Source organism: Prevotella sp. MGM2 (assembly GCF_002933955.1).
Lineage (GTDB): Bacteria > Bacteroidota > Bacteroidia > Bacteroidales > Bacteroidaceae > Alloprevotella.
Map to the genome: position 1 here is coordinate 22,044 of NZ_BEWW01000284.1, position 24,796 is coordinate 46,839.

Sequence of the window (24,796 nt, forward strand, 5' to 3'; positions counted from 1 at the left end):
TATCAGGATTTACTTTTACCGAACAGTAAAAATAAACATGGAAAATCAAGTGTTAAAGGCGGCTGCCATATCGGAACACATGGTGTTGCGCACAGAGGGCCTTGTCAAAAAATACGGCAAGCGTACGGTGGTCAATGATGTGTCGTTCGATGTCAAGCAGGGCGAAATCGTAGGGCTTCTTGGTCCTAACGGTGCTGGTAAGACAACCTCATTCTATATGACAACCGGACTGGTGGTGCCCAACGGCGGACACATTTTTCTGAACGAGAAAGACATTACTGAATATCCCGTCTATAAACGTGCCAAAGCCGGCATCGGTTATTTGGCACAAGAGGCATCGGTTTTTCGGAAAATGACGGTAGAGGACAACATCGCCTCGGTGCTGGAAATGACCGGACGCCCCAAGGAGTACCGGCGCGAGAAACTGGAAAGCCTAATCAAGGAGTTCCGTCTGGAAAAGGTGAGGAAAAACTTTGGCGACCGTCTCTCGGGTGGTGAGCGCCGACGCACGGAAATAGCCCGCTGTTTGGCTATCGATCCCAAATTCATCATGCTTGATGAACCGTTTGCCGGTGTAGACCCCATAGCCGTGGAGGACATACAGTATATTGTATGGAAGCTCAAAGACCGCAACATCGGCATCCTCATCACCGACCACAATGTGGAAGAAACACTCTGCATTACCGATCGTGCCTACCTGCTCTTCGAAGGACGCATACTCTTTCAGGGTACTCCCGAAGAACTGGCCGACAATCAGGTGGTGAGAGACAAGTATCTGACAAACTCCTTTAAATTGCGCAAGAAAGATTTTGAGGCGCTTCGACAGTGATTCTATAACTATCAAAAAACATATCATGAAATCTTCTATTATTATCGCTTCGCTGGCGTTATGTGCCATTCCAGCCAAGAGCGACACCATCAGGGTGGAAACGGTGCAGGCTGTTCCGCCGGTATGTGTCAGCATGCCTTACATGACCGACTCTACAACCATGGACGGTAAGGCTTTCGACGTTAGACAAACACTTGACAACAACGCTTCGCTAGCCTTGAACCGCACAGCCTATACCACAACCCTTAAGCACGGCGAAGGCTTTGCCTCCCCGAAGGGCGCTCCTCATGCTCTGACCGCTCTGCGTTTCGGCTTCACCGCCGACCGCTTTGTTAAAGGACGTCTTGAAGTGAAGCAACTGCGCAACTTCAGAACTTATATCAATGGCAAATTGGTTACAAGTAAAGACCTTCAGTTTACACCTGGTCCCACCGAAATCACCTTACTGGCACTGACTGATTCCACACACAGCGACACACTTGACATCGCCATCACGGGCAATGACCTCAAGGGACTTTCTTTCAGCAACGGCGGCAAGCATGTTTACACCATGGCCGATATGATACAGGGAGATCACTATCGTTCTGCAGCTTTGTCACCCTCCGGTGACTATCTGGTTACGGTATATTATTATACCAAGGCCGACGGCAGCAACCTCTTCCGCACTGTTGTGACCAATATGGTAACAGGCCGCGAAGTATTACGCCTCGGGCAATATATGGACCTTAACTGGTTACCGGGCCGCGATGTGCTCTACTTCACCCGTCAGGGAGCTGACGGACGCGAACTCGTTACATTCGATCCCCGCACCGGAAAGGAACACGTGCTCGCCAACTGCCTGCCTGAAGGCAGCTTCAGGCTTTCTCCCCAGGAAGACTACGCCATCATTCATAAAGGCCAGCCTTCACGTCCCGAACATGTCGGCGGCCTGAAAAGGTTGGAACAGCCCGATGACCGTATGCCTGGCTGGCGCAACCGTAATGCACTCAGCCGTTTCGACCTGAAAACGGGTCTCATAACACCACTCACATTCGGAGAGGCTTCCGTTTGGCTCAACGACATATCGGCAGACGGCCGGAGACTGTTGCTCTCTTACTCGCGGCAAGAAGTGAACCGCGCTCCCTTCAACCGTACAACTCTGGTAGAGATGGATGCCTACACCGGCAAAATCGATACTCTTCTGGCTGACACCGTATTCCTCTCCTCCGCCCTCTACAGCCCCGATGCCGGACAAGTGATGGTAAAAGCTTCGCCGGCCGCGTTTGGCGGCATAGGCAATGAAACCCGTGCCGGACAGAATCCTAATTCTTTTGACTATCGCCTGTATCTGCTTGACATCAAGAGCAGAAAAGTGCAGCCAGTATTGCGCGGTTTCAGCCCATCGGTCGGCGATTTCATGTGGAGTAAAGGCGATGGAAATGTTTATTTCCAGGCTACCGACCAGTATGATGAAGGTCTCTTCCGCCTGAATCCTGAAAACGGCAAAGTATTTCGATATGAACTGCCTGTAAGCTATGTGCAGGGATTTACTGTTGCCTCTCTCGAACGTCAGCCGCGTGCTGTTTTTTTCGGCCAGACCGGTGAACGTGCCCGTGACATGTACACTTGCCGTTTGTCCGACAAACCGCAGACAAAGACTACGCGCCTCGGAGATATAGACTTTGATGCTCTCATGGCCGATGTAAAAATCGGAACTTGCCATAATTGGGATTTCCGCGCATCGCGTGGCGACACTATCAAAGGATTCTATTTCCTCCCGCCTGACTTTGATGAAAGCAAGAAATATCCTGTCATTGTCTACTATTATGGTGGCTGCACCCCTACTGCAAAAACTCTTGAATTCCACTATCCGCTCCAAGTGCTTGCAGGTCAGGGATATGTGGTGTACGTGGTGGAACCCAGCGGAGCTATCGGCTTCGGTCAGGAATTTGCAGCCCGCCATGTCAATACATGGGGACAAGGTTCGGCTGATGACATCATTGAAGGTACTAAGGCTTTTTTGGCAGCTCATTCCTGGGCTGACGACAGAAAGGTAGGCTGCATGGGAGCTTCGTACGGCGGTTTTATGACTCAATATCTTCAGACGCGTACCGATATCTTTGCTGCGGCCATTTCGCATGCCGGTATTTCCAATATAGCCAGTTATTGGGGTGGCGGCAATTGGGGATATACCTATGGCGAAACGGCACAATATGGCAGCTATCCGTGGAATAATCCGGAGCTTTACGTAAAGCAGTCGCCGCTTTTCAATGCAGATAAGATCAAAACACCTCTATTGCTTCTTCACGGAACGGTAGATACCAATGTCCCGACCAATGAAAGCCAGCAACTGTTCACGGCATTGCGTATACTGGGACGTCCGGTGAGCTACGTACAAATTGACGGTGAAAACCATGTTATCACTAATTATAATAAGCGGTTGGCCTGGCAGAATGTAATCTTCGCCTGGTTTGCCCATTGGCTTAAAGATGAGCCGACATGGTGGAAAACACTGTATCCGGACGATAAATTCGGTCTCAAATAAAGATAGTCCGATACGAAAATAAACAGAAAAAAATCAAAGATTCCTCCGCATTTTTTGACATTGTGGAGGAATCTTTTTGTTAAGGTTTATAGACGTGACAGGACTTATTTCTTTAGACGGAGTGCTAAATAATAATCGGATTTAAAATCTGTAAACACTTATTAATGGTATAATCAGACAATTATACGGAATAAAAATGTATTTTTGCCAACACATTACCCTAAATTCAGCCTTGACTATGTCTTTCCGTTTGCTTTTTACTTCGTTTCTGTGTGTTTTTGTACTTGCTTCAACATCGGCCTATGGTCGTAAAAAAAGCAAACGTAGTAGGTTTGATACGGGAATGGCTTATGTAATAGAACCTGACGGTATGGTTGCAAGGGCTATGCCAGAATCAAAAGTCAGGCCTGCTGTTGCCATGAATGTAAAACCTGCAAGCAGTGGACACATCAATACCAGCTATCGTGAGGGAATTGACGTAAGCCACTATCAGGGACGGATAAACTGGGATCAGGTGGCCGGAGGCAGTCGCATTTCTTACGCTTATATGAAAGCGACAGAAGGAGCAACCTATGTAGACGACACCTATACTTATAATCTGAAAGAGGCCAAACGTGTGGGATTGAGCGTTGGCAGCTATCATTTTTACCGCCCAAATGTCAGTCCTCAGCAACAGTTTCAGAATATTAAAAATAATATCCGGCCGGAAGAGCAGGATTTAGTACCGATTATTGATATCGAGCACCGTGGATCTGTATCAGAGACAAAATTCATAGCAGATCTTGCAGAACTTATCCGACTGGTGGAAAATTATTATGGTAAAAAGCCTTTGCTTTATTCCTACCAGAATTTTTATAACCGCCACTTGCTTGGAAAATTCAAGAATTATCATTGGATGATAGCTAAATACGATCAAAGTTCGCAGCCCGTATTGAAAGATGGAAAGGATTACATCATGTGGCAATATACTTCCACCGGCAGTATTCCAGGTATAAAGGGTAATGTTGACCGCAGTTGTCTGATGCACGGATTCGTATTGGGACAAGTAGGACTGTAAACAGGAGTTTTTTGACTGTTTGTTTGAAGATATTGACAGATAGGCGAAAAAATATCATCATTAATGCTTGAGCCTGTAGCGTAATCAATGAATTGATTCTTTTTCTGTAAAAATAAAAGAAATAGGGCTACGGATCTGTCACCCTATTTCTTTGTGAATTTAGCAAATTTCAGGAGCAGTTTTTTTGTACCTGCATCTTTGAATTCTACTGTTGCTTTGGCACTGTCACCTACTCCTTCCAAGGCCAAGACTGTACCTATTCCGAAACGTTCATGTTCTATAATGTCACTGACGGACAGTCCGTCGCTTGTGTCTGTCATATTTTCATGGGAAGATGAAAGAAACGCAGAAGGGACAACTGATGTTTTTAGCATTGAGGTGGAGACATGCGTCTCAAGTGGTCGGAGGCGTGGCGAGCTGAGACGAGGACGAGCGATGCCAGATGAAGCGGATGGAAAATGAATGAGTGAGGAATCAGGATGTAAGATATAGCGTTTGTCCACCTCTTCCAGAAAGGGACTTGGTGTGGCAAACTCCATTTTACCATAGCGATAGCGGCTTTTGGCGTAAGTGAGGTAGCAGAACCGCTTGGCGCGGGTTACCGCTACATAGAACAAACGCCGCTCCTCTTCCATTTCTCTTGGATAATACACAGCATTAGCATTGGGGAAGAGGTCCTTTTCCAATCCTGTTACAAACACGGCATCGAATTCCAATCCTTTGGCGGCATGAATAGTCATTAACGTGACTTTGGGTGAATCGTCTTCGCGCTGATCCGCATCGGTGAGCAGTGATACCTGCGAAAGATAGTCCGTGAGCGGTATGATTTCTCGTCCTGTCTCTTCAAGAATTTCCTGTTCGTTGGCTTTAATAGCTCCGAGAAGTTCTTCTACATTTTCCCTGCGACTGAGATTTTCCGCACTGTTGTCAGCCATAAATTCGGTCATAATGCCACTTTCGCGAATAATACGGAGAGCCAAATCATAACCATTTATTCGCGATAACTCTCCGGCAAAGTCACGGATAAGTGTTACGAATGCTTCAATTTTGGCCGATGTTCCTCGGTTGAATGCCAGACCGTATTCTTCCGGTGATACGGCTGTCTCCCACATTGACACACCATTTTCCAACGCTGCCAGTTGTATTTTTTTCAGCGTAGTGGCACCGATTCCACGGGTCGGATAGTTAATGATGCGTTTGAAAGCCTCTTCATCATGCGGATTACTTATCAGACGGAAGTAAGCAATGATATCTTTAATTTCCTTTCGCTGATAGAAAGACAGACCACCGTAAATACGATAAGGTATACCCGCTTCGCTTAATGCTTCTTCGAGCGAACGGCTTTGTGCATTTGTGCGGTAGAGCAGTGCTATCTCATCGTAACTGATTTCTTCCCGGCGATGAAGCCTGCGTATTTCTCCGGTTATTTTTACGCTTTCATCTTTGTCGCTGTAAGCCGGAAAAATTTTGATAGGCTCTCCTTTTTCGGCTTCGCTATAGACTTTCTTGGGAATTTGTCCGGTATTATGGCTTATTATACTGTTAGCCGCTTCCACGATCATTTGTGTGGAACGATAATTACGTTCTAACTTTATAATTTTCGCATTAGCATACTGTTCCTGAAAATTCAGGATATAGTCGATACGCGCCCCCCGGAAACCATAAATGCTCTGCGCGTCATCGCCTACCACGCAAATGCGCGATTTGCTGGTTGTAAGCAAGTTAATTATACGATGTTGCGCCATATTGGTGTCCTGATACTCATCCACTAATATATATTGGAAGCGTTCTCTGTATTTGCTGCATATTTCTTCGTTGTCGCGTAAGAGCAGAAACGTGTTGAGCAACAAATCATCAAAGTCCATGGCCATGGCTGCACGGCATCGCTGGTTGTAAGTCGTGTAAATGCTACCCGCTTTGGGGATACCATCCATCTGATCCCGCTTGTAGATCTGCGGGTCAGAGCAATAAGTATCCGGCAGAATAAGGGCGTTCTTGGCTTCGGATATGCGGGCAGCAATGGTTGCTGGTTTATAGAGTTTGTCATCAAGACCGTTTTCTTTTACTATTGTCTTGATGAGACTACGGGAATCGGCAGAATCGTAGATAGTAAAGTCATGACTATAGCCGATGTAGTCGGCCTCCTGTCGTAGTATACGGGAAAAAATACTGTGGAACGTACCGGCCCAAAGCCAACGTGTGGCCTCACTGCCCACTACGGAGGCTATGCGAGAATTCATTTCGCGTGCAGCCTTGTTGGTGAAAGTCAGTGCCAAAATGTTCCATGGTGCTATTCCCGACTCTATGAGATAAGCAATCTTGTAAGTAAGAACACGCGTCTTACCCGATCCGGCACCGGCAATGACAAGAGAAGGACCGGCGTTGTAGCTGACAGCCTCCCATTGGGCGCTATTGAGTTGTTCTTGTATGTCAGACATTCAGTATGGCTTTATAAATGCTGCTTGTCATGTTCCAGTTTTCGGCGATAGAACTTGATTTTTTCTCCAAACTCTTCAAGGCGTGGCACGAGTATCAGACTATCCACCGTTTGTGTTTTCATTAGACTATCAGCCTGCATCATTTTGTTGACTGCTTCCTGCAAATATATGGAATCCATCAGCAAAATGCCTTGCTGGCGTGCCTCCAGTGCCAGATTACATTGTGTGCGCATGGCTTCTATCGTATTTTTAGCTTTTTCAAAATCCTGACGGATCAGGGCTTGCCGGGCTCCACTCAGCATTTCTTGTGCGCGGGTTTCCATTAACTGGCGTTTTTCAGACCAATCGGTCTTTTTGTCTTTTTCACTACAAGCGCAAAGTACCAATATGGCAAATGCCGATAAGATTAATGACTTTATCATATTTGCAAAGTGTTTTTTAACTTCAAGGTGTAAAATTACAAATAAAAACCGAGCGAACCAAAAACGCGGCTTTTACAGAAAGCGTGTTGTAACGATTGAGGTAAGATATTTTATATTGCCAGGAAGAACATTGCTTTTGAAAATTCTCTCATTATATATAATACGAACCCATAGCCGGGAAAAGATCATGCCGATTTGTCATCCCTAAAAAGACCGTACCTAATAGCTAAGAAAAGCGAAAATAAGGTTTTATGCTTAATAACACATCAGGGAAATTTGTGCTTTCGGGTTTTATCCGTAATTTGCGCTTCGAATTTACTAATGGCCTGCGGAAAAGCCGACAGGCATTTAAACCTAAATCTGGAACCTGTATGAAAGTTTATGACTCCCATGAAATTAAGAACATTGCCCTTCTTGGTAATGACGGCTCAGGTAAGACCACCCTCACAGAAGCTTTGCTCTTTGAGAGTGGTCTGATTAAAAGACGCGGTCGCATCACGGCTAAGAATACTGTATCCGACTATTTCCCGGTGGAACAGGATTACGGTTACTCTGTGTTCTCCACCGTTTTCCATGTGGAATGGATGGGTAAGAAACTCAATATAATAGATTGTCCGGGATCTGATGATTTTGTAGGTGCCGCTTTGACAGCTCTCAATGTAACGGATACCGCTCTGCTGCTTATCAACGGTCAGTGGGGACCGGAAGTAGGTACGCAAAACCACTTCCGCTATACGGAAAAGTTAGGTAAACCGGTTATTTTTCTTGTAAACCAACTTGACGATGAGAAGTGTGACTATGACAGCATACTTGACGATTTGCAAACTATATATGGTTCGAAAGTCGTACCTGTTCAATATCCAGTGAAAACAGGACCGGAATTCAACTCACTCATTGATGTTATTCTGATGAAAAAGCTGACATGGGGAAGCGAAGGCGGCGAACCCGTTATCGAGGACATTCCAGCAGAAGAAAAGGAGAAAGCCGAAGCGTTGCACAAGGCGTTGGTAGAGGCAGCAGCTGAAAATGATGAAAGCCTCATGGAGAAATTTTTCGAAACCGACCATCTTACGGAGGATGAAATGCGTGAAGGCATACGCAAAGGAATGGTCACCCGTTCCATTTTCCCGGTGTTCTGCGTTTGTGCATCGAAGAATATGGGCGTTGGACGTTTGATGGAATTCCTAGGCAATGTGGTACCTTTTGTGGATGAAATGCCGGCAGTACACAATACGCGTGGTGTGGCAGTGAAACCTGATCCCTCTACACCTACTTCCATTTATTTTTTCAAGACTGGCGTTGAGCCCCATATCGGTGAAGTACAGTATTTCAAGGTTATGAGCGGAACGGTAAAAGAAGGGGATGACCTGACCAATGCCGACCGTGGTTCCAAAGAACGCATGGCTCAGATTTTTGTTTGTGCCGGAGCCAACCGTGAGAAAGTCGAGAAGCTTGAAGCCGGGGATATCGGTTGTACGGTTAAACTGAAAGACGTCAGGACCGGCAACACGCTTAACGCCAAGGAATGCGACAATCGTTTCAACTTTATTAAATACCCCAATCCAAAGTTCACACGGGCTATCCGAGCTGTCAATGAGGCTGATACTGAAAAAATGATGGTTGCCCTCAACCGCATGCGTCAGGAAGATCCTACGTGGGAGGTGGAACAGTCAAAGGAGTTGCGCCAGATACTCGTTCACGGACAAGGTGAGTTCCATTTACGCACTCTGAAATGGCGTTTAGAGAATATCGACAAAATTGCCATCGAATTTTATGAGCAACGCATACCTTACCGCGAAACGATTACGAAGGCCGCCCGTGCCGATTATCGTCACAAGAAACAGAGCGGCGGTGCCGGACAATTTGGTGAAGTTCATCTCATAGTCGAACCTTATAGCGATGGTATGCCCGATCCTACCGTCTATAAATTTGGCGGTCAGGAAATACGCATATCCCTCAAAGGCAAAGAGGAAATACCTTTGGATTGGGGCGGAAAACTGGTATTCATCAATTCCGTAGTAGGAGGTGCCATAGACGCGCGCTTTATGCCTGCCATTCTGAAAGGAGTGATGAGCCGTATGGAACAAGGCCCATTAACGGGCAGCTATGCCCGCGATGTCCGTGTTGTCGTTTATGATGGCAAAATGCACTCGGTGGACAGCAATGAACTTTCCTTCATGCTGGCAGGCCGCAATGCCTTCAGCCAGGCTTTCAAAGAAGCCGGTCCCAAGATTCTTGAACCGATTTACGATGTTGAGGTATTTGTTCCAGCTGAAAAAATGGGCGATGTCATGAGTGATTTGCAGGGACGTCGTGGAATGATTGTGGGCATGAGTAGCGAAAACGGTTATGAAAAACTTCAAGCCAAAGTCCCCCTTAAGGAAATGGGTAATTACGCCACAAGTCTTAGCAGTCTGACCGGTGGACGGGCCTCATTCATAATGAAGTTTGCCAGCTATGAATTGGTACCGGGTGATATTCAAAGCAAATTGGTTGAAGCTTTTGAAAAAGACCAGTCGGAATAAAGTTTTTTTTTAGTGAAGTGATAAATGAGCGTAAGGTAGCGGTTTGTCTACTACCTTACGCTTGTTCTGTAAGGTACATAATATACGGAATTGAAAATCAATTACTCGTTGGTAATTGGGAGATAAGGAATTTTTGCGTACCAATATTTGGAGTTATAAATTAACGCATTTTAAATATAACAAAACGTTAAAAACATTAATATTGAAATCACTTTTCAACCGGTTCATTCGTAGAGGAAAGGAAAAAACGATGTGCTGATAAGTAGAGTTTTACAGAGGTTAAAAGATTAACATTGAAATCTCCGTTCTCATTGGTACGAAAATAGTAACTTTGCGTGATTTTTCAATTTAAGCAAACTTGAATATGAATAAAAATATGCACTCCCGTGAAGAACAATTGGCTGCGTTCGGACGCTTGCTTGATGTGCTTGATGAATTGCGCGTGAAGTGTCCTTGGGACCGTAAGCAGACTAACGAGAGCCTGCGACCCAATACGATAGAAGAAACTTACGAACTTTGTGATGCTCTAATGAAGGGTGACCGCAAGAATATCTGTAAAGAATTGGGCGACGTACTTCTGCATGTGTGTTTCTATGCTAAAATAGGCTCCGAGACAAATGATTTTGACATAGCCGATGTGTGCAACCAACTGTGTGACAAACTTATATTCAGGCATCCTCACGTATTCCCTCCTGCGCAAGGCGAGAGCAGCAACGTGACTACTGCTGGAGAAGTGTCTCTGCAGTGGGAGCAACTCAAACAGCGCGAAAAGGACGGCAACAAAACCGTTCTCTCAGGTGTACCCGGTGCCTTGCCTTCGCTCATCAAGGCCTATCGCGTGCAAGACAAGGCGCGGAATGTCGGATTCGACTGGGAGGAACGGTCGCAGGTATGGGAAAAGGTGAAGGAGGAAATTTCAGAATTTGAGGCAGAGATCGAGAATATGGATAAGGATAAAGCCGAAGCCGAATTTGGCGATGTGCTTTTCAGCCTTATCAATGCGGCGCGCCTCTACAAGATAAATCCTGACAACGCGCTTGAACGTACCAATCAGAAATTCATCCGCCGCTTCAATTATCTTGAAGAACATACCATCAAGCGGGGCCGTCAGTTAACGGACATGACACTGGCAGAGATGGACCACATCTGGGAAGAGGCCAAGAAATTGGAAAAATAACCAGAAAACATCTCTTGCCTTTTCTGGCTGTCATCTGGAAATAAATGCCAGGAAAGACTTCTCTGCTTCAAAAAAATCCGTAAGTTTGTAAGTGAGATTAACTCCCTAAAATAAAAAATATGACCAGATTTTTTCATCGTATAAGTTTTCCATGGCATTCGGCGGTATGGATATGCTGCCTCACCGGTATGATCAGCTATTCTTGTTCCGATGACGATTTGCCTTTGCTTAAGCCCACCCTTCCCGGCGAAAGTTCCGACAATATCCGTGCCATCAGACACCTTGGTGGGCAGACTCCAAGTTACGATTGGACGTTCTCCTATTCCGACGGACGTCTGGTAGCGGCCGGTGGCACGGTACGTGATCCGGATACAACTATTGACGGTTCGTTTTCTTACACCAGTCAACTCAGTTACCGCCACAATGGCGTGAATATTTATAATTCCAGTGGAGAGAAGACCGTCGTTACTCTCAACGCTCAGGGACTCATCGACAAAATGACTGTCAACCGTAATATCTATAAGTTCTATTATCGCGAGGGACATTTGGCTGAATGGGAGAAAACGGTATTTGAGAACAGTTTCGGCCAGGCACATCAGTACAACAGCAGCGCCCGTTTCACTTATAATGGCGGCAACATCACGGGTATTGAATACAAAGAAAATTCCGGAGAACCGGTTTCCATTACCATTGTACCGTCCGATATTCCCAACCGGAATGGTCTTTTACCCGAAACTATTTCGAAGGAACTAGGCTGTTTGGGATTTGAACACCTTTATTATGCCGGCCTTATGGGGTTGCCAACGACGAATCTCGTCAAGAGCATCAGTGTGAGCTATCCCTCCCAACCCGACAAGAACTACACCATTAATTTCGAATACAGCATCCGTAACGGCAACACCATTCTCTGCAATTATCACACACCGCAGGGAAGTGTGGCCTCTGCCAGCTATGAATATTGAAAACTCTTCCGAAGAGGCTTTAATCAATGGACATTTCAGTGGCGGCGGTTTTGCTTTCTACCGTTTGCCAGGCACCTTAACCTATACCTTCACGGCGCAACATGATGTTCCTTTTACCATGACATCATTTGCGGAGTTAAAGGGACTCCACGGCGTGGTGGTGGCACCATTCATACTGTCAGACCAAACGCCTTTGGTCTGCATCCGTCCCGATGTGTTGACAGAAAAAAAAGTGCCGCTGTCAGATGCCCTCCAACAATCTTGTGAAAGCATGAATGCAGGCGTATTCCGCTTGCCGAATGCCTCTTACGACAGAACAAACGAAGGGCGTGCATCTTATAACGACGGATTTGAAATATGCCTTGACCATCTTAAAAAAGGCAGCATCCGAAAGGTGGTGTATTCCCGGCGGCAAACACGTGACATACCCCGTGGATATGAAACACAGTTGGCGGCACTTTTCTTTGAGGCCTGCCGCCGGCAACCCAATCACTACGTCAGCCTGTGGTGGACGCCCCAAACCGGTTGCTGGCTGGTGGCCACCCCTGAAACCTTGCTTGCCGACGATGACATGAATGAAAGAACATGGCAGACCATGGCTTTGGCCGGAACCATGCCTTCCGAACCGCAAAACCTGTTGCTCGCAAACTGGAGCGAAAAAAACAAAAAAGAGCAGGCCTATGTGTCGGCATTCATCAGTCAGCGGCTTGAACAACTCGTAGACGAGATGAATATCTCACCTGTCTTTCCTTCGCCGGCAGCCAATGTAATTCATCTGCGTACCGACTTTTCCTTCAAATTGAAAAATGAGATATCTCCTGAAACCTTGCTCGACAGGCTGCACCCTACTCCGGCTGTTTGCGGCGAACCGCAAATACCCGCCCGCAGTGTGATATCAATGGCCGAAACAACGCCCCGGCGTTATTATGCCGGTTTCAGCGGTCCTTTTTCGTTAGTAGGAAACACACGCCTTTACGTATCGTTACGCTGCATGGAACTATTTGCCGATCGTGCCTGCCTCTATGCAGGAGGCGGACTCCTAAGTGACAGCAATGAGGCTGAGGAATGGAAGGAAACCTGCCGGAAATTAAAACCGATGGAGGAACTGATTCAATTGTTGAACACCCGTGTTTAAATCTTTGCCATGTTCTGCGATAAACCACACGTTAATTTATTAACGGCTTTATTGCCGCAATACGGTATACGCCATATAGTCGTTTGTCCCGGTTCACGCAATGCCGTTCTTATACATAATTTCACACAACATACCGGTTTGTGCGTTCATCCCGTAACCGATGAACGAAGCGCCGCTTTCGTGGCTTTAGGCATCGCCACGGCTGGCAAAGGCCCCGTAGCCGTATGCGTTACATCGGGGTCGGCCTTGCTAGGTACTCTGCCAGCCGTAGCCGAAGCTTTCTACCGCCACATTCCCTTACTTGTCATTTCTGCCGATCGTCCAGCCCGCTGGATAGGACAATTGGACGGACAGACTTTGCCACAGGTCGGAGCGTTGCAACCCTACTGTATGACACATGACATTCCTGAAGCGGAAAAAGCCGGGAGTGATGGAGAAGAAATGGCATGGTGGTGCAGACGCACTATCTGCGAGGCTCTTGTTATGCTGCGGCGTGATGGCGGCCGGCCGGTGCATATCAACATTTCGGTAGCAGAGCCTCTTTTCAGCTTTACGACCCCGCACCTTCCCGACTGTTTGCCCGTTGTATATGAAGAAGCCCCCGTAGTCAATCCTCTCTCCGAAGATTTAATAAAGGAAATAGCCAGCGCCCGCCTACCGGTGCTTGTGGTCGGACAATATGAAACGGTGAACGATCCTGCCATATCCGTGATAGAGCGTACAGGCAGTCTTTTGGTTCTGTCGGAACTGATAGGCAACCAGCCGCATAGCCGGCGCCTGGCCATCGTAGAGAAAATTCCTCAGGTTTTGGAAAAATTACATCCTGATGTAGTGGTGCATATAGGCGGCAACTTTGTCGGTAAACAATTAAAACGGCATATCCGTCATTTGAAACATTGCCGGGTTATACGAATAGAGCCGGGAAGCGCTTTCCCTGACACATTCTGCCATTTGTCAGCACTGGTACATGCGCCGACAGGGCCGGCACTGCAGCAACTGGCCGAATATTTACCGGCGAACAATGAAGTTATGCGGGCGAAAACTGTGTTCACAGAACTGATAGAGCGGGAATGTCGTGTGTCTGCTCAGAAAAACGGGCAAGAACACCAAGAAAACAGAGACAGTAATCTGTCTCATGCAACGATCATGCAACTTTTTGCTGCGTTTACCGATCCAAAAACAACGTCTCTTACAGCTCTTCATCTGGCTAACAGTTCCACTGTCAGAATTGCCGCACTCTGTTTTGAGGGCGGTTGTTTTCCTGTTTTTTGCAATCGTGGAGTCAATGGTATCGAAGGAACTCTTTCGGCGGCTGTCGGGCATGCGCTTGTAACGGACGGAATCAATCTTGTCTTTATTGGAGACTTAAGTTTCTTTTATGATCAGAATGCGTTGTGGAACACCGGTCTGCCCGACAATTTACGTATTGTGCTCCTTAACGACGGCGGTGGAAAAATTTTTCAGAATCTGCCCGGACTGGATGCCTCGCCGGCTGTCAGCAAATATATCGCGGCCTCCCATCACACATCGGCCCAAGGTATTGCGCAGGCTTACGGACTACATTATCTCTCCGCGCACAGTATGGAAGAGGTGGAGGAAAATGCCGGAAGAGTATTCGCGAGCGATAATAAAGCGTTGATTCTCGAAATATTCATCAATCACTGACTACCGCCAGATGTATTGTTCCATATGGATATGGCTAAATAAAATGCAATTAGGACAAGGAACTCCTGCCAACAAATAGAAAATTTTAAGAAATACAGAAATGAGAACCTGGAATGCGATTAAACAGTACGAAGAAATTCTCTTTGAAAGTTATAACGGTATAGCTAAAATCACCATTAACCGACCGCGCTACCGCAATGCGTTCACACCGCTGACGGTAGCGGAAATAAGCGATGCCCTGCGCCATTGCCGTGAAGCGCAAGACATCGGTGTCGTTGTTCTTACCGGAGCCGGCGACAAGGCGTTCTGCTCCGGCGGCGACATGAATGTCAAAGGACGTGGCGGATATGTTGGCGGTGACGGGGTGCCCCGTCTCAACGTGCTCGATGTGCAAAAACAAATCCGCTCTTTGCCGAAACCTGTCATTGCCATGGTCAACGGTTTTGCGATAGGCGGCGGTCATGTGCTCCATCTTATGTGCGATTTAACCATAGCGTCCGAAAATGCCATCTTCGGCCAAACCGGTCCGAAAGTAGGCTCGTTCGATGCCGGTTTCGGAGCATCTTATCTGGCACGTATCGTAGGGCAGAAGAAAGCGCGTGAGATATGGTTCCTTTGCCGGCAGTATTCTGCTGAAGAGGCTGAACGCATGGGGATGGTCAATAAGGTGGTGCCTTTCGGACGACTAGAGGATGAGGTAGTGGAATGGGCCGAAACCATGCTGGAACGCTCGCCGCTGGCCTTGCGTATGATCAAGGCCGGACTAAATGCCGAACTCGATGGCCAGGCGGGTATTCAGGAACTGGCCGGTGACGCCACAATGCTTTACTACATGTTAGACGAGGCACAGGAAGGAGGCCGGGCTTTTCTGGAAAAGCGGAAGCCTGATTTTTCTAAATATCCGAAACTGCCCTGACAACCATCACAGCCTCACTGCCTATGAATTACATTTCCTGTGCGCTACGCGTGAAAGTCGTGCCCCGTACATTCCGGTTCAGACAACCAGCCGGAACATCGCGCGGTGTTTACCGTGAGCGACGGGTGTGGTATATAGTTGTCACCTCCAGAGAGCATCCCCACTGTCTGGGAATAGGGGAATGCGCTCCGCTCTACGACTTGTCGTGCGACTATGACATTCATTACGAGGAGCGGCTGAATGTTTTCTGTGCCGCCTACGAAAAAAAACGGGTGATTGATTTTGAAACCCTGCGTTCCTATCCTTCCATCCTGTGCGGACTCGAAACGGCCGACCGCTCGTTCAAAGCCTCCATTGCCGGTGGCAACTACCTGCATCTTTACGACACTGCCTTTACGCGTGGCGAGGAAGGAATACCCATTAACGGACTGGTGTGGATGGGAAATTATGAAGAGATGCTGGCGCGCATGGAAGAGAAACTGCAACTAGGCTACCGCTGCGTGAAGCTGAAGATAGGCGCTATAGACTTCGAGAGCGAGCTGAGTCTCATACACCGGCTCCGGTCGCGATACAGTCGCGAAACCGTGGAACTGCGTGTCGACGCCAATGGGGCTTTCAAACCGGAGGAGGCTCTTCACAAAATGGAGCGCCTCTCACGGTACGACATTCACAGCATAGAGCAGCCCATCCGTGCCGGACAGTGGGAAAAGATGGCTGAAATTTGCCGCAGCACGTCCCTGCCGGTGGCGCTCGATGAGGAACTGATCGGAGTGAACCGGACAGACCGGAAAAAAGCATTGCTCGATGTCATCCATCCGCAGTATATCATATTGAAGCCTTCATTGCATGGCGGCTTCAGCGGATCGGAGGAATGGATTGCGGAGGCCCGTCTCAGAAATATTCCATATTGGGTAACCAGTGCATTGGAGAGTAACGTAGGATTAAATGCCATAGCCCAATGGACAGCAGCACTCATGGAGAAAGAAAGCGGAGGCAATGCCGCCGTTCCACCCTTGCCTCAAGGATTGGGAACTGGACAACTTTTTGTGGAGAATTTTCCACAAACAACATTGCATATTTCAGGAGACAGCCTGTGGAATGCCGATGAGCGGCAACGCCGCTTCTTAGAGGAAGTCAAAAACTTTTCCGATCTTTGGCATAACGGCGAGCCGACTCTCACTGTGCATACTTCCGGTTCGACGGGTGTTCCTAAAGCTATCATGGTTGAAAAAAAGCACATGGCGGCAAGCGCCCGCATGACGTGCGACTTTCTGAAACTCTCTTCCGGTAACGATGCCTTATTGTGCATGCCTATACAGTATATAGCCGGAAAAATGGTAGCCGTGCGTGCCTTTGTCAGAGGACTCAGGCTTGTGCCCGTAGCCCCTTCCGCCCACCCTTTCAAGCATCTGCACCATGCGCCTGTTTTTGTGGCGATGACACCGATGCAGGTCATGCAGACACTTACAGTGCCGCGTGAGGCCGCCCTTTTGCGTCAGGTCAGACATCTGCTCATAGGCGGTGGCGCCGTGAGTGATGAACTGGCGGACAAGCTGCGCCGGTTCCCTCATGAAGTATGGAGCACCTACGGCATGACCGAAACGCTTTCACACATAGCCCTTCGGCGTCTCAGCGGTTCCGGAGCTGCGACAACCTATACTCCGCTGCCAGGAGTGAAAGTGAAGCTGGCTGAAGACGGCTGCTTGGTTGTTGACGTACTTAAATTGGGAGTGCATCAACTAAAAACCAATGATTTGGCTGAAATTCATTCAGACGGAACCTTTTCTATAGTCGGTCGTAGTGACAATGTGGTGTGTTCCGGAGGCATTAAATTGCAGATAGAGGAATTGGAACAGCGGCTGGCGTTACATCTGGATGTTCCGTTTCATTTAACGGCCGTTCCCGACAATTTACTCGGTCAGGCTTTGACCTTATTATATGTAGGCGCCCCTGAAAAGGCCGCTGAAATAAAGGACCTCTGCCGAAGACTGTTTACACGGTATGAGGTGCCCCGCCATATCTTTGCTGTCGGCAATCTGCCTCTCACCGAGACCGGCAAACCGGCACGTAGTGCATTCAGACGTTTGGCAGAAGAAATGATGACACACTGAGAAAACCGCATAACTTTGTCATTCCCGTAGAGGGACAGAACGGTTTGGAAGATGGCGCCCGTTCGACTTTTGGCTTTGTCATTCCGGAAATTTAGCCAAAAACGGCAGAGGATTTTAATGTGGTTTACGCAGGTAAAATATCAATCCGTACCATTTTAACATTTCTTGCTTTTGGCTTGAAAATATATTATCTTTGTAACAGCAGAGCGGGGCTTTCTAATGGAAAGTCCCGTTTTTTCTGTATCTTTCAAGCCTTTTTGTACAGAAATCCGTTCTATTTCTGTTCAAAAATCCCCGTATTGCAATTCAAATTCCAAGTATTGGTGTTAAAAATCCAATAAGGACTTTTCCGCCACCACTACTTACAACCTATGTTTTAACACTCCTAAGTGTTTCAAAAAGTTAAATATGTTAAAATAAAAATCACCGCTACGGCCTTTCTGAAATGATGTTTTTCGGTTTTGGCACATTATTGTTCCAACAACTTTTCAAACAAGAGCTACGAACTCAAAACATTTCGTAACTTTGCACCTCTTAACAGTTGGCGGAAAAATGCTCTCTACCGTCTTTCATTCCGCCTGCACAAACTGACATTCATCAACCTCCCACAATATACAACATGAAAGAATTGGCCTTAAAGTATGGGTGCAACCCCAACCAAAAACCCTCACGCATCTACATGGAAGAGGGCGAATTACCTATAGAGGTACTGGGCGGACGTCCGGGCTACATCAACTTCCTCGATGCCCTGAACGGCTGGCAGCTGGTGCGCGAACTCAAAGCCGCCACAGGTGTAGCCGCCGCCGCTTCGTTCAAACACGTCTCGCCGGCCGGTGCCGCCATCGGACTGCCTATGAGCGACACGCTGCGTAAGATTTATTTCGTGGATGACCTCCAAGAGCCACTCTCACCTATCGCCACCGCCTACGCCCGGGCACGCGGTGCCGACCGTATGTCGTCCTACGGCGACTTCATCGCACTCTCCGACACCTGCGACCTGGCTACGGCCCTGATGATCAAGCGCGAAGTGAGCGATGGCGTCATTGCCCCGGACTTCACTCCCGAAGCTCTCGAAATATTGCAGGCCAAACGAAAAGGTACCTACAACATCATAAAAATCAACCCCGACTACCGCCCCGCTCCCATAGAAAGCAAGCAGGTGTTCGGTGTGACATTTGAACAAGGCCGCAACGAAATCGACCTCACCGGCGACAACTTGTTTGAAAACATCCCCACAGCCAATAAGCACTTCACGGAAGAAGCCAGACGCGACTTGAAAATAGCTCTCATCACACTCAAATACACGCAGAGCAACTCCGTATGCTACGTCAAAGACGGACAGGCCATCGGCATCGGTGCCGGACAGCAAAGCCGTATACACTGCACCCGCCTGGCAGGCAACAAAGCCGACATCTGGTGGTTGCGCCAACACCCTAAAGTAATGGCTTTGCCATGGGTGGCGAATATCCGCCGCGCCGACCGCGACAACACCATTGACATCTACATTTCAGAAGACTACGAAGAGGTGCTGGCTGACGGAACATGGCAACAGTTCTTCACAGAAAAACCCGAAGTACTGACCCGGGAGGAAAAGAAAACCTGGATAGCCCAAAACACCGGCGTATGTCTTGGTTCGGACGCATTCTTCCCCTTCGGCGACAACATTGAACGGGCCCACAACAGCGGAGTGGAGTTTGTGGCACAAGCCGGCGGCAGCGTACGCGATGACAACGTGATAGAAACCTGCGACAAATACGGCATGGCGATGGCCTTCACCGGCATCCGCCTTTTCCACCATTAACACATCACCCGCAAACGCCATATAAAACCATGACGACCGACAACGACGCTGTTTTCTCCTCCGACCTCGCAGCCGAACCCAAGGCTGCTGAAGGAATCCAGCCCATGCGAAAAGCCTCGACTGAGGAAATATCCCGCGCAATGACGGGAGGAATTGTCTTCAAAGGAAGCAAGCTGAAAGCGCCGGCCCAACAAGCTGGAAAAGTAAAAACCAAGGCAAAGAAAAAAGCCTACATAACCGGAGCACATGGTTCGGGAGCAGCAAAGAAGAAGGCCGACATACGCACACGACGGGCCAACCGCCACAAAAACAAGTGAAACCGGTCTCCGACATACACATTTCAATTGACAACGTCCGGACAAGTGTGATGAGCCATCCCTCCTCACTTGTCCGGGCATGATTTATTCCAGCAAGGCATGTCTAACCAACCCATCCCTTAAACAGGGAGACACGCCTCACTGCCCACATTTGATTTATCGATAAAATCATCTCATTAGTCGATTGACCTGTTAAAAAACATATTCGGAAAGAATTTATCTGCCGGCGAACCCGTATTTTTGCATCCCGTATAGAACCGCCCGCAGCAAAATCTCTTTTTCGCGAGACCGGCTCGGCGGAAGTGAAACAGTATAGTACTCTCAAGGTAATTATTTTTATGAAAAAACAAAGTCAGATGACACCGTCAGGGAAAAACTCCCTGATAGAACGCCACACAGAAATCATCATACACATCTGCATTTGGATTTACGTGTTCGCCTCTCCACTGGTATTCCGGCTAGGTAAAGACAGCATTGACTGGATAAGATATCTGCAACAATTATATTTCCCGATAACATCATGCGTCATTTTCTACCTCAACTACGTCTGGCTAGTACCCAAATACGCACTCGGAAAAAAACACAATCGGTTTATAGTCATCAATCTGGCCATTGTCATCCTGATGATCATCGGCCGTGATTATTACGAGGCACTGCTTCCGCCATCCGAAACAATGCTCCGCAGACTATCCCACAGCCCCAAGCATTTGAAAAAGCCATCCCCCTTTGTCATTACCTTCATGCAGGTGCGCAACGCCGTATCGCTGATGTTCATCGCTCTGGTGGCCTTGACCATCAGGCTCAGCCTGCAATGGCACAAGGCGGAATCAGCACGACGAAAGGCGGAATTTGAACGTCAGGAAGCGGAACTGCAAAACATCAAGAACCAAATAAACCCGCACTTCCTGCTCAACACACTCAACAACATCTATGCACTCACAGCCTTTGACGCCGAACGGGCGCAAAAGGCCATACAGGAACTCAGCCAACTGCTCAGATATGTCCTTTACGAAAACCAGTCGGCATTCGTAGACCTGCGGAAAGAAGCCGATTTCCTCAAAACATACACCGCACTGATGCGCATCAGACTGACCGACATTGTAGACGTGCAACTAAACATTTCACTTCCAAAGGACACAGACGTTAAAGTCGGTCCGCTCATCTTCATATCACTCGTAGAGGACTTATGTAATGGACAACATACGTCCTCTAATGTGGCGATGACATTTATGTTTAACAGTGCCTCCAACGATGAGTAAATCAGACATGTAAGTTTGCTGTTCACAACATTATTTTGGAGGCACTGGCAGAGATTCATCATAGGCTATCCAAGTAAGAGAGAAGATTTTCATCGGTTTTCCATGAGATTTTCTTCCCATTGGAACTATCGATAGCACAGGTCATGAGAGCTTTAGCTTTCATCTCCAAATTTACTTCAGCATAGATGTTCGTTGTGTTTATAGATACGTGTCCGAGCCAAGCACGGATCGTATTTATATCCACTCCTGCTTGCAGAAGATGTGTTGCGGTGGTATGCCGGATCGTATGTGGGCTAACTCTCTTGTCCCTTACGGAAGGGAACTGTAGTTCCAGTTTTTGAGCATACCGACTCACCATTTCGTATATTCCAAATCGGGTTATACGTTGGCCGTAGCGGTTTAAGAAGAGTGGTTCATCTGGCTTTCTGTCATTGATTATTGTCTTAAGGATTGCACAGACATTGTCCCAAAGGGGGCATCTGCGAGTCTTGTTTCCTTTCCCAACAATGGTTACCAAGGGGATTGTTGATTCACTTTTGCTTTTGGCAAGCGTCACGGATGATACGTTCAGGTCGGATGCTTCTTCGGCTCTCGCTCCTGTATTGTATAGGAAGATCAAAAGAGCGTAGTCGCGTCTGCCCTGAGCGGATCTCTGGTCGGGCAGAGATAGCAAAGCATCCATCTCAGACTTTTCAAGATACGTTATCATTTTCTTAGGGGCTTTCTTCTTAGGGATATTGCGTATGTTTCGGCTCCATTCCATATGCTCCGGAGAGTTCATGGATACATACTTTGCGAAGGCCTGTAATGCGGCAAGTCTTTGGTTTCGAGTAGCCACTGAGACGTTACGGGTTTCCTGCTGATTGTCAAGAAAGTCTGACACGACATTGATTGTCAGTTCCTGAAGGTGGAGCTTGTCTGGATTTTTATTACAGACATCTCGAAGGTAGCCAACAAGAAGTCTGAAGGTATCGCGGTAGCTACGTACCGTATTACGCGACAGATTCTTGGCAGCCAGCATATAGTCGGTGAGATAACGCCGCACCCAATAACTGAGATATATGGTTTTTTCATTCATGTTGATTTGTTTTGGGGTTTGCATATTCAAAGAATAGATTGGCCGCATCTGAGAGCAGTCCGGTAGTCATGGTAAGATACACAGTTGTGTAACTCACTTGTTTATGGCCCAGATAGGTAGATAACACAGGCAAAAGAGTCTGAACATCCTTACCATCTTGGTACCACTTTCTTAATCGGTTCACAGCGAACGTATGGCGCAGATCGTGGATACGTGGCTGATACCTTGTGTTGTCGTTTCGGCTGATTCCTGCTTCTATACGTATCTTTTTGAAGATGCCGTTTATGCAGTTCAGTCTCATTGACGAGCCGTTACACATAATCCATAGAGATGTGTCTTCATCAGAGATCTTGCAGTTGTCCTTTCTCCATGAAAAGAACTTTTCAATCAGTTTCTTTACTTCCTCGTTGAAAGTGACAGTTCTTGACGTGTAAAATTTGGATTCATGGATTGTGATACAACAGTTTGCCAGATCCACATCTTTCATGCGAAGGCTCATGGTCTCTGAGATTCTTAACCCCAGCACATATGTCAACTGAAGGATTGCTTTGACGCATTCAGGATATGTGAGAGAAGGCCGTTTCTGATATGTCATGGCAGCTGAGAACAACTTCTTGAGCTCGATATCTGAGTAAATATACGGTGTTATTCGCTGCGGTTTCTTAGGCTTATCCATAGTCAAGGGTATTTTTGATACATACCCTCGTGACATGCACCACCGGAAGAAGCCAGACAGAGCAGCGTGACGCGTAAACCACTTTCGAGTAATCTCGTTGCCTCCTGATTGCAAAAAATCTGATGTGATGGATTCGGTTATCTCTAACAGATTCATATCTTTCCCCAGATAATTGCAGAACTGTTTCAGAAGATTCGCATTGGTTTTGAACGACTCTCCCAATGAACGTCTATACTCGACATATTTGTCAATGGCACTATTGAGCATCATAACTCAAGCACCTCCTTCCAGTCCATATCCGACACTTCCCTTAGTCTGGAGAAATTGACTTTGGCGTAGATGGCGGTAGTATCGATTTTCACATGTCCGAGCACATCTGCGACTTCTTTAAGAGAGTGTCCTTCATTGACCAGTCTCGTTGCGCAACTGTGTCGGTAACTGTGAGGACCATGATGCCTTATGTTGAGTTGCCTGCCTTCCAGAGATCTACTTGCCACTTGGTAAACTGTTGATGTACATATGCCGTGGAAGGGAGCTCGGGTAGTAAGGAACACAAACTCCTGCTTCGGATACTTTGGACGAGCTTCAAGGATATATCTCAGAAGTGGCTGTGCAACCTCATCTATCAGAGGCATTACCTGTGGTCTGCATCCTTTTGCTCTACGCAGATGGATGACGCTATTCCGCCAGTCAATGTCCTTTAGTCTCAGTTCAGTGATTTCACTGGATCTCAAACCATACATTGCCAAAAGCGATAAAATTGCATGATTCCTTATGCCCTGGATCGTCGGATTTTGCGCAGATTCAGTCAAGATAACTTTCACATCATCCCAATGAAGGTATGACGGTAGTTGCTCCATCGTGTACAGCCGGGGGGCGGAAAGTGTTTTCCACAAATCGTCTTTCACCCATTGTCTGTCAGCCGCATATCGGAAGAAGCAACGTAGCACGGATACAAGCCCTGCGATAGTGCGTCGATTACACCCATTGTCGTGACGTTCTTTGAGATAACTGTCAATGTCTGTAGATTGAACATCGGCAAGCAATAAGCTTGAGCCCTGAAGGTAATTCATCAGATGACGAAGTATGCTCAGACGGCTTCTATGGGTCTGGACAGAATATCCTTTGGATTCAACAAGCCAGTTGAGATATGACATGATCTTGTCTTTTTCGGGAAAGTCATGTTCCTCCGGCTGGGCAAGTAGCCCCATATGTGAAAGCCAATTAGTTGTGACATGAATGAACGTCCGATAACTATTATCGGTGCCGGATTTTTTTCGTTTACTTGGATCCTCAACATCTCGCCATATAGCTGCCGCGTTTTGTATTTCACTCATGGTTACAAGAGAAGTAGATGGTAAATCAAGCAACTCTATGGCTGTCAGTTGATATTGTGCGATTCGTCTCAAAGTCACTGAAGGAACCCCCTGTTGTTCTTGAGCTTCCAGATATGCGAGCCGTTCCATATACATCGGTGAGACAAGGTGTCGAACTCGAAAGTATCCTCTTGGAAAAATCTTGCTGATTATATTATCCTCAGGATAATAGCGGTGATCCAGTCTTCCCAAATATGTCAACCATCTCTTGGACGCACCAAGAAAGCGACAATGGAAATTAACCTCCACGCGCATATCACACCGTTGTTGACGTGTCATCGAATCCCATTCAGATGTCTTTTGGACGATATATTCCAATGGAATCTCGAATGTGTCACTTTCTCTAAGGGCAAGAAGTTCATCAATTGCGATTAGCAGACCAGCCAATCCTCGCAAATGTCGAATGCCCATTCCATCTGCGTGTAGTTTGTGCAGATATGCTTGTCTTTGCTCAGAGAATGAGGCTTGCTCATGTCTTTGCAAATCCAAGAAGTTTGTGAATAGTAAATTAAACATATTGTAGAATTA

17 protein-coding genes and 2 pseudogenes are annotated in these 24,796 nt (G+C 47.2%); 14 read left to right on the forward strand and 5 right to left on the reverse strand.

The features are described from left to right. The first annotated feature begins 37 nt into the window (after positions 1-37). The 3 genes from lptB (at position 38) to C5S62_RS08505 (ending at position 4,410) form a co-directional block, all read left to right on the forward strand. Positions 38-829, forward strand: coding sequence for an LPS export ABC transporter ATP-binding protein (gene lptB, locus C5S62_RS08495; RefSeq protein ID WP_104404952.1), 792 nt, complete (start codon positions 38-40; stop codon positions 827-829). Positions 830-854: 25 nt separating this feature from the next. Next, entirely contained in the window at positions 855-3,353 is a 2,499-nt protein-coding gene (locus C5S62_RS08500) for a prolyl oligopeptidase family serine peptidase (RefSeq protein ID WP_223301194.1), read from the forward strand. 343 nt (positions 3,354-3,696) lie between these two features. Then, positions 3,697-4,410, forward strand: a complete 714-nt coding sequence (locus C5S62_RS08505; RefSeq protein ID WP_223301195.1) for a glycoside hydrolase family 25 protein — start codon at positions 3,697-3,699, stop codon at positions 4,408-4,410. Between the two features lie 143 nt (positions 4,411-4,553). On the opposite strand, the gene C5S62_RS08510 is transcribed toward C5S62_RS08505, so the two are convergent. Together C5S62_RS08510 and C5S62_RS08515 are read right to left on the reverse strand one after the other, a co-directional pair. After that, positions 4,554-6,848 carry an ATP-dependent helicase gene (locus tag C5S62_RS08510; protein ID WP_104404954.1) on the reverse strand — a complete coding sequence of 765 codons (2,295 nt, stop codon included), beginning with the start codon at positions 6,846-6,848 and terminating at the stop codon, positions 4,554-4,556. 11 nt (positions 6,849-6,859) lie between these two features. Further along, the gene (locus C5S62_RS08515; protein WP_104404955.1) at positions 6,860-7,270 is read right to left on the reverse strand and encodes a hypothetical protein; all 411 of its coding nucleotides are present in this window, start codon (positions 7,268-7,270) and stop codon (positions 6,860-6,862) included. Positions 7,271-7,641: 371 nt separating this feature from the next. On the opposite strand from C5S62_RS08515, the gene C5S62_RS08520 reads away from it, so the two are divergent. The 11 genes and pseudogenes from C5S62_RS08520 (at position 7,642) to C5S62_RS08565 (ending at position 21,138) form a co-directional block, all read left to right on the forward strand. Next, entirely contained in the window at positions 7,642-9,795 is a 2,154-nt protein-coding gene (locus tag C5S62_RS08520; RefSeq protein WP_104404993.1) for a translation factor GTPase family protein, read from the forward strand. A 376-nt stretch (positions 9,796-10,171) separates the two neighbouring features. After that, positions 10,172-10,972: a nucleoside triphosphate pyrophosphohydrolase gene (gene mazG, locus C5S62_RS08525; RefSeq protein WP_104404994.1), complete on the forward strand. Its 801-nt coding sequence runs from the start codon at positions 10,172-10,174 to the stop codon at positions 10,970-10,972. 119 nt (positions 10,973-11,091) lie between these two features. Then, positions 11,092-11,934 (forward strand): DUF4595 domain-containing protein, encoded by an 843-nt coding sequence (locus C5S62_RS08530; RefSeq protein WP_104404956.1) that lies wholly within the window; start codon positions 11,092-11,094, stop codon positions 11,932-11,934. Further along, positions 11,924-13,069 carry a chorismate-binding protein gene (locus C5S62_RS08535; protein ID WP_104404957.1) on the forward strand — a complete coding sequence of 382 codons (1,146 nt, stop codon included), beginning with the start codon at positions 11,924-11,926 and terminating at the stop codon, positions 13,067-13,069. The genes C5S62_RS08530 and C5S62_RS08535 overlap by 11 nt, the downstream gene beginning before the upstream one ends. A 9-nt stretch (positions 13,070-13,078) precedes the next feature. Continuing rightward, the gene (menD, locus tag C5S62_RS08540; protein ID WP_104404958.1) at positions 13,079-14,734 is read left to right on the forward strand and encodes a 2-succinyl-5-enolpyruvyl-6-hydroxy-3-cyclohexene-1-carboxylic-acid synthase; all 1,656 of its coding nucleotides are present in this window, start codon (positions 13,079-13,081) and stop codon (positions 14,732-14,734) included. A 100-nt stretch (positions 14,735-14,834) separates the two neighbouring features. Then, complete coding sequence (gene menB, locus C5S62_RS08545) at positions 14,835-15,650, forward strand: 1,4-dihydroxy-2-naphthoyl-CoA synthase (protein ID WP_104404959.1); 816 nt, start codon at positions 14,835-14,837, stop codon at positions 15,648-15,650. A 23-nt stretch (positions 15,651-15,673) separates the two neighbouring features. Then, positions 15,674-16,747: pseudogene (locus C5S62_RS14125) on the forward strand (o-succinylbenzoate synthase); the annotation flags it as partial. A gap of 66 nt (positions 16,748-16,813) precedes the next feature. Further along, positions 16,814-17,761 (forward strand): annotated as a pseudogene (locus C5S62_RS14130) (AMP-binding protein); the annotation flags it as partial. Positions 17,762-18,380: 619 nt separating this feature from the next. Further along, a complete protein-coding gene (locus tag C5S62_RS08555) occupies positions 18,381-19,562 on the forward strand; it encodes a phosphoribosylaminoimidazolecarboxamide formyltransferase (RefSeq protein ID WP_104404961.1) in 1,182 nt (393 codons plus the stop codon). A gap of 104 nt (positions 19,563-19,666) precedes the next feature. Next, positions 19,667-19,879, forward strand: coding sequence for a hypothetical protein (locus C5S62_RS08560; protein ID WP_104404995.1), 213 nt, complete (start codon positions 19,667-19,669; stop codon positions 19,877-19,879). A gap of 338 nt (positions 19,880-20,217) precedes the next feature. After that, a complete protein-coding gene (locus C5S62_RS08565) occupies positions 20,218-21,138 on the forward strand; it encodes a sensor histidine kinase (RefSeq protein ID WP_104404962.1) in 921 nt (306 codons plus the stop codon). Between the two features lie 58 nt (positions 21,139-21,196). On the opposite strand, the gene C5S62_RS08570 is transcribed toward C5S62_RS08565, so the two are convergent. The 3 genes from C5S62_RS08570 to C5S62_RS08580 are packed head-to-tail and all read right to left on the reverse strand — an operon-like array spanning position 21,197 to position 24,784. Further along, the gene (locus tag C5S62_RS08570; RefSeq protein WP_104404963.1) at positions 21,197-22,216 is read right to left on the reverse strand and encodes a tyrosine-type recombinase/integrase; all 1,020 of its coding nucleotides are present in this window, start codon (positions 22,214-22,216) and stop codon (positions 21,197-21,199) included. Beyond that, entirely contained in the window at positions 22,209-23,162 is a 954-nt protein-coding gene (locus C5S62_RS08575) for a tyrosine-type recombinase/integrase (RefSeq protein WP_104404964.1), read from the reverse strand. Before C5S62_RS08575 ends, C5S62_RS08570 begins: the two co-directional genes overlap by 8 nt. Beyond that, positions 23,159-24,784, reverse strand: a complete 1,626-nt coding sequence (locus C5S62_RS08580; protein WP_104404965.1) for a tyrosine-type recombinase/integrase — start codon at positions 24,782-24,784, stop codon at positions 23,159-23,161. Before C5S62_RS08580 ends, C5S62_RS08575 begins: the two co-directional genes overlap by 4 nt. Between the last annotated feature and the right edge of the window lie 12 nt (positions 24,785-24,796).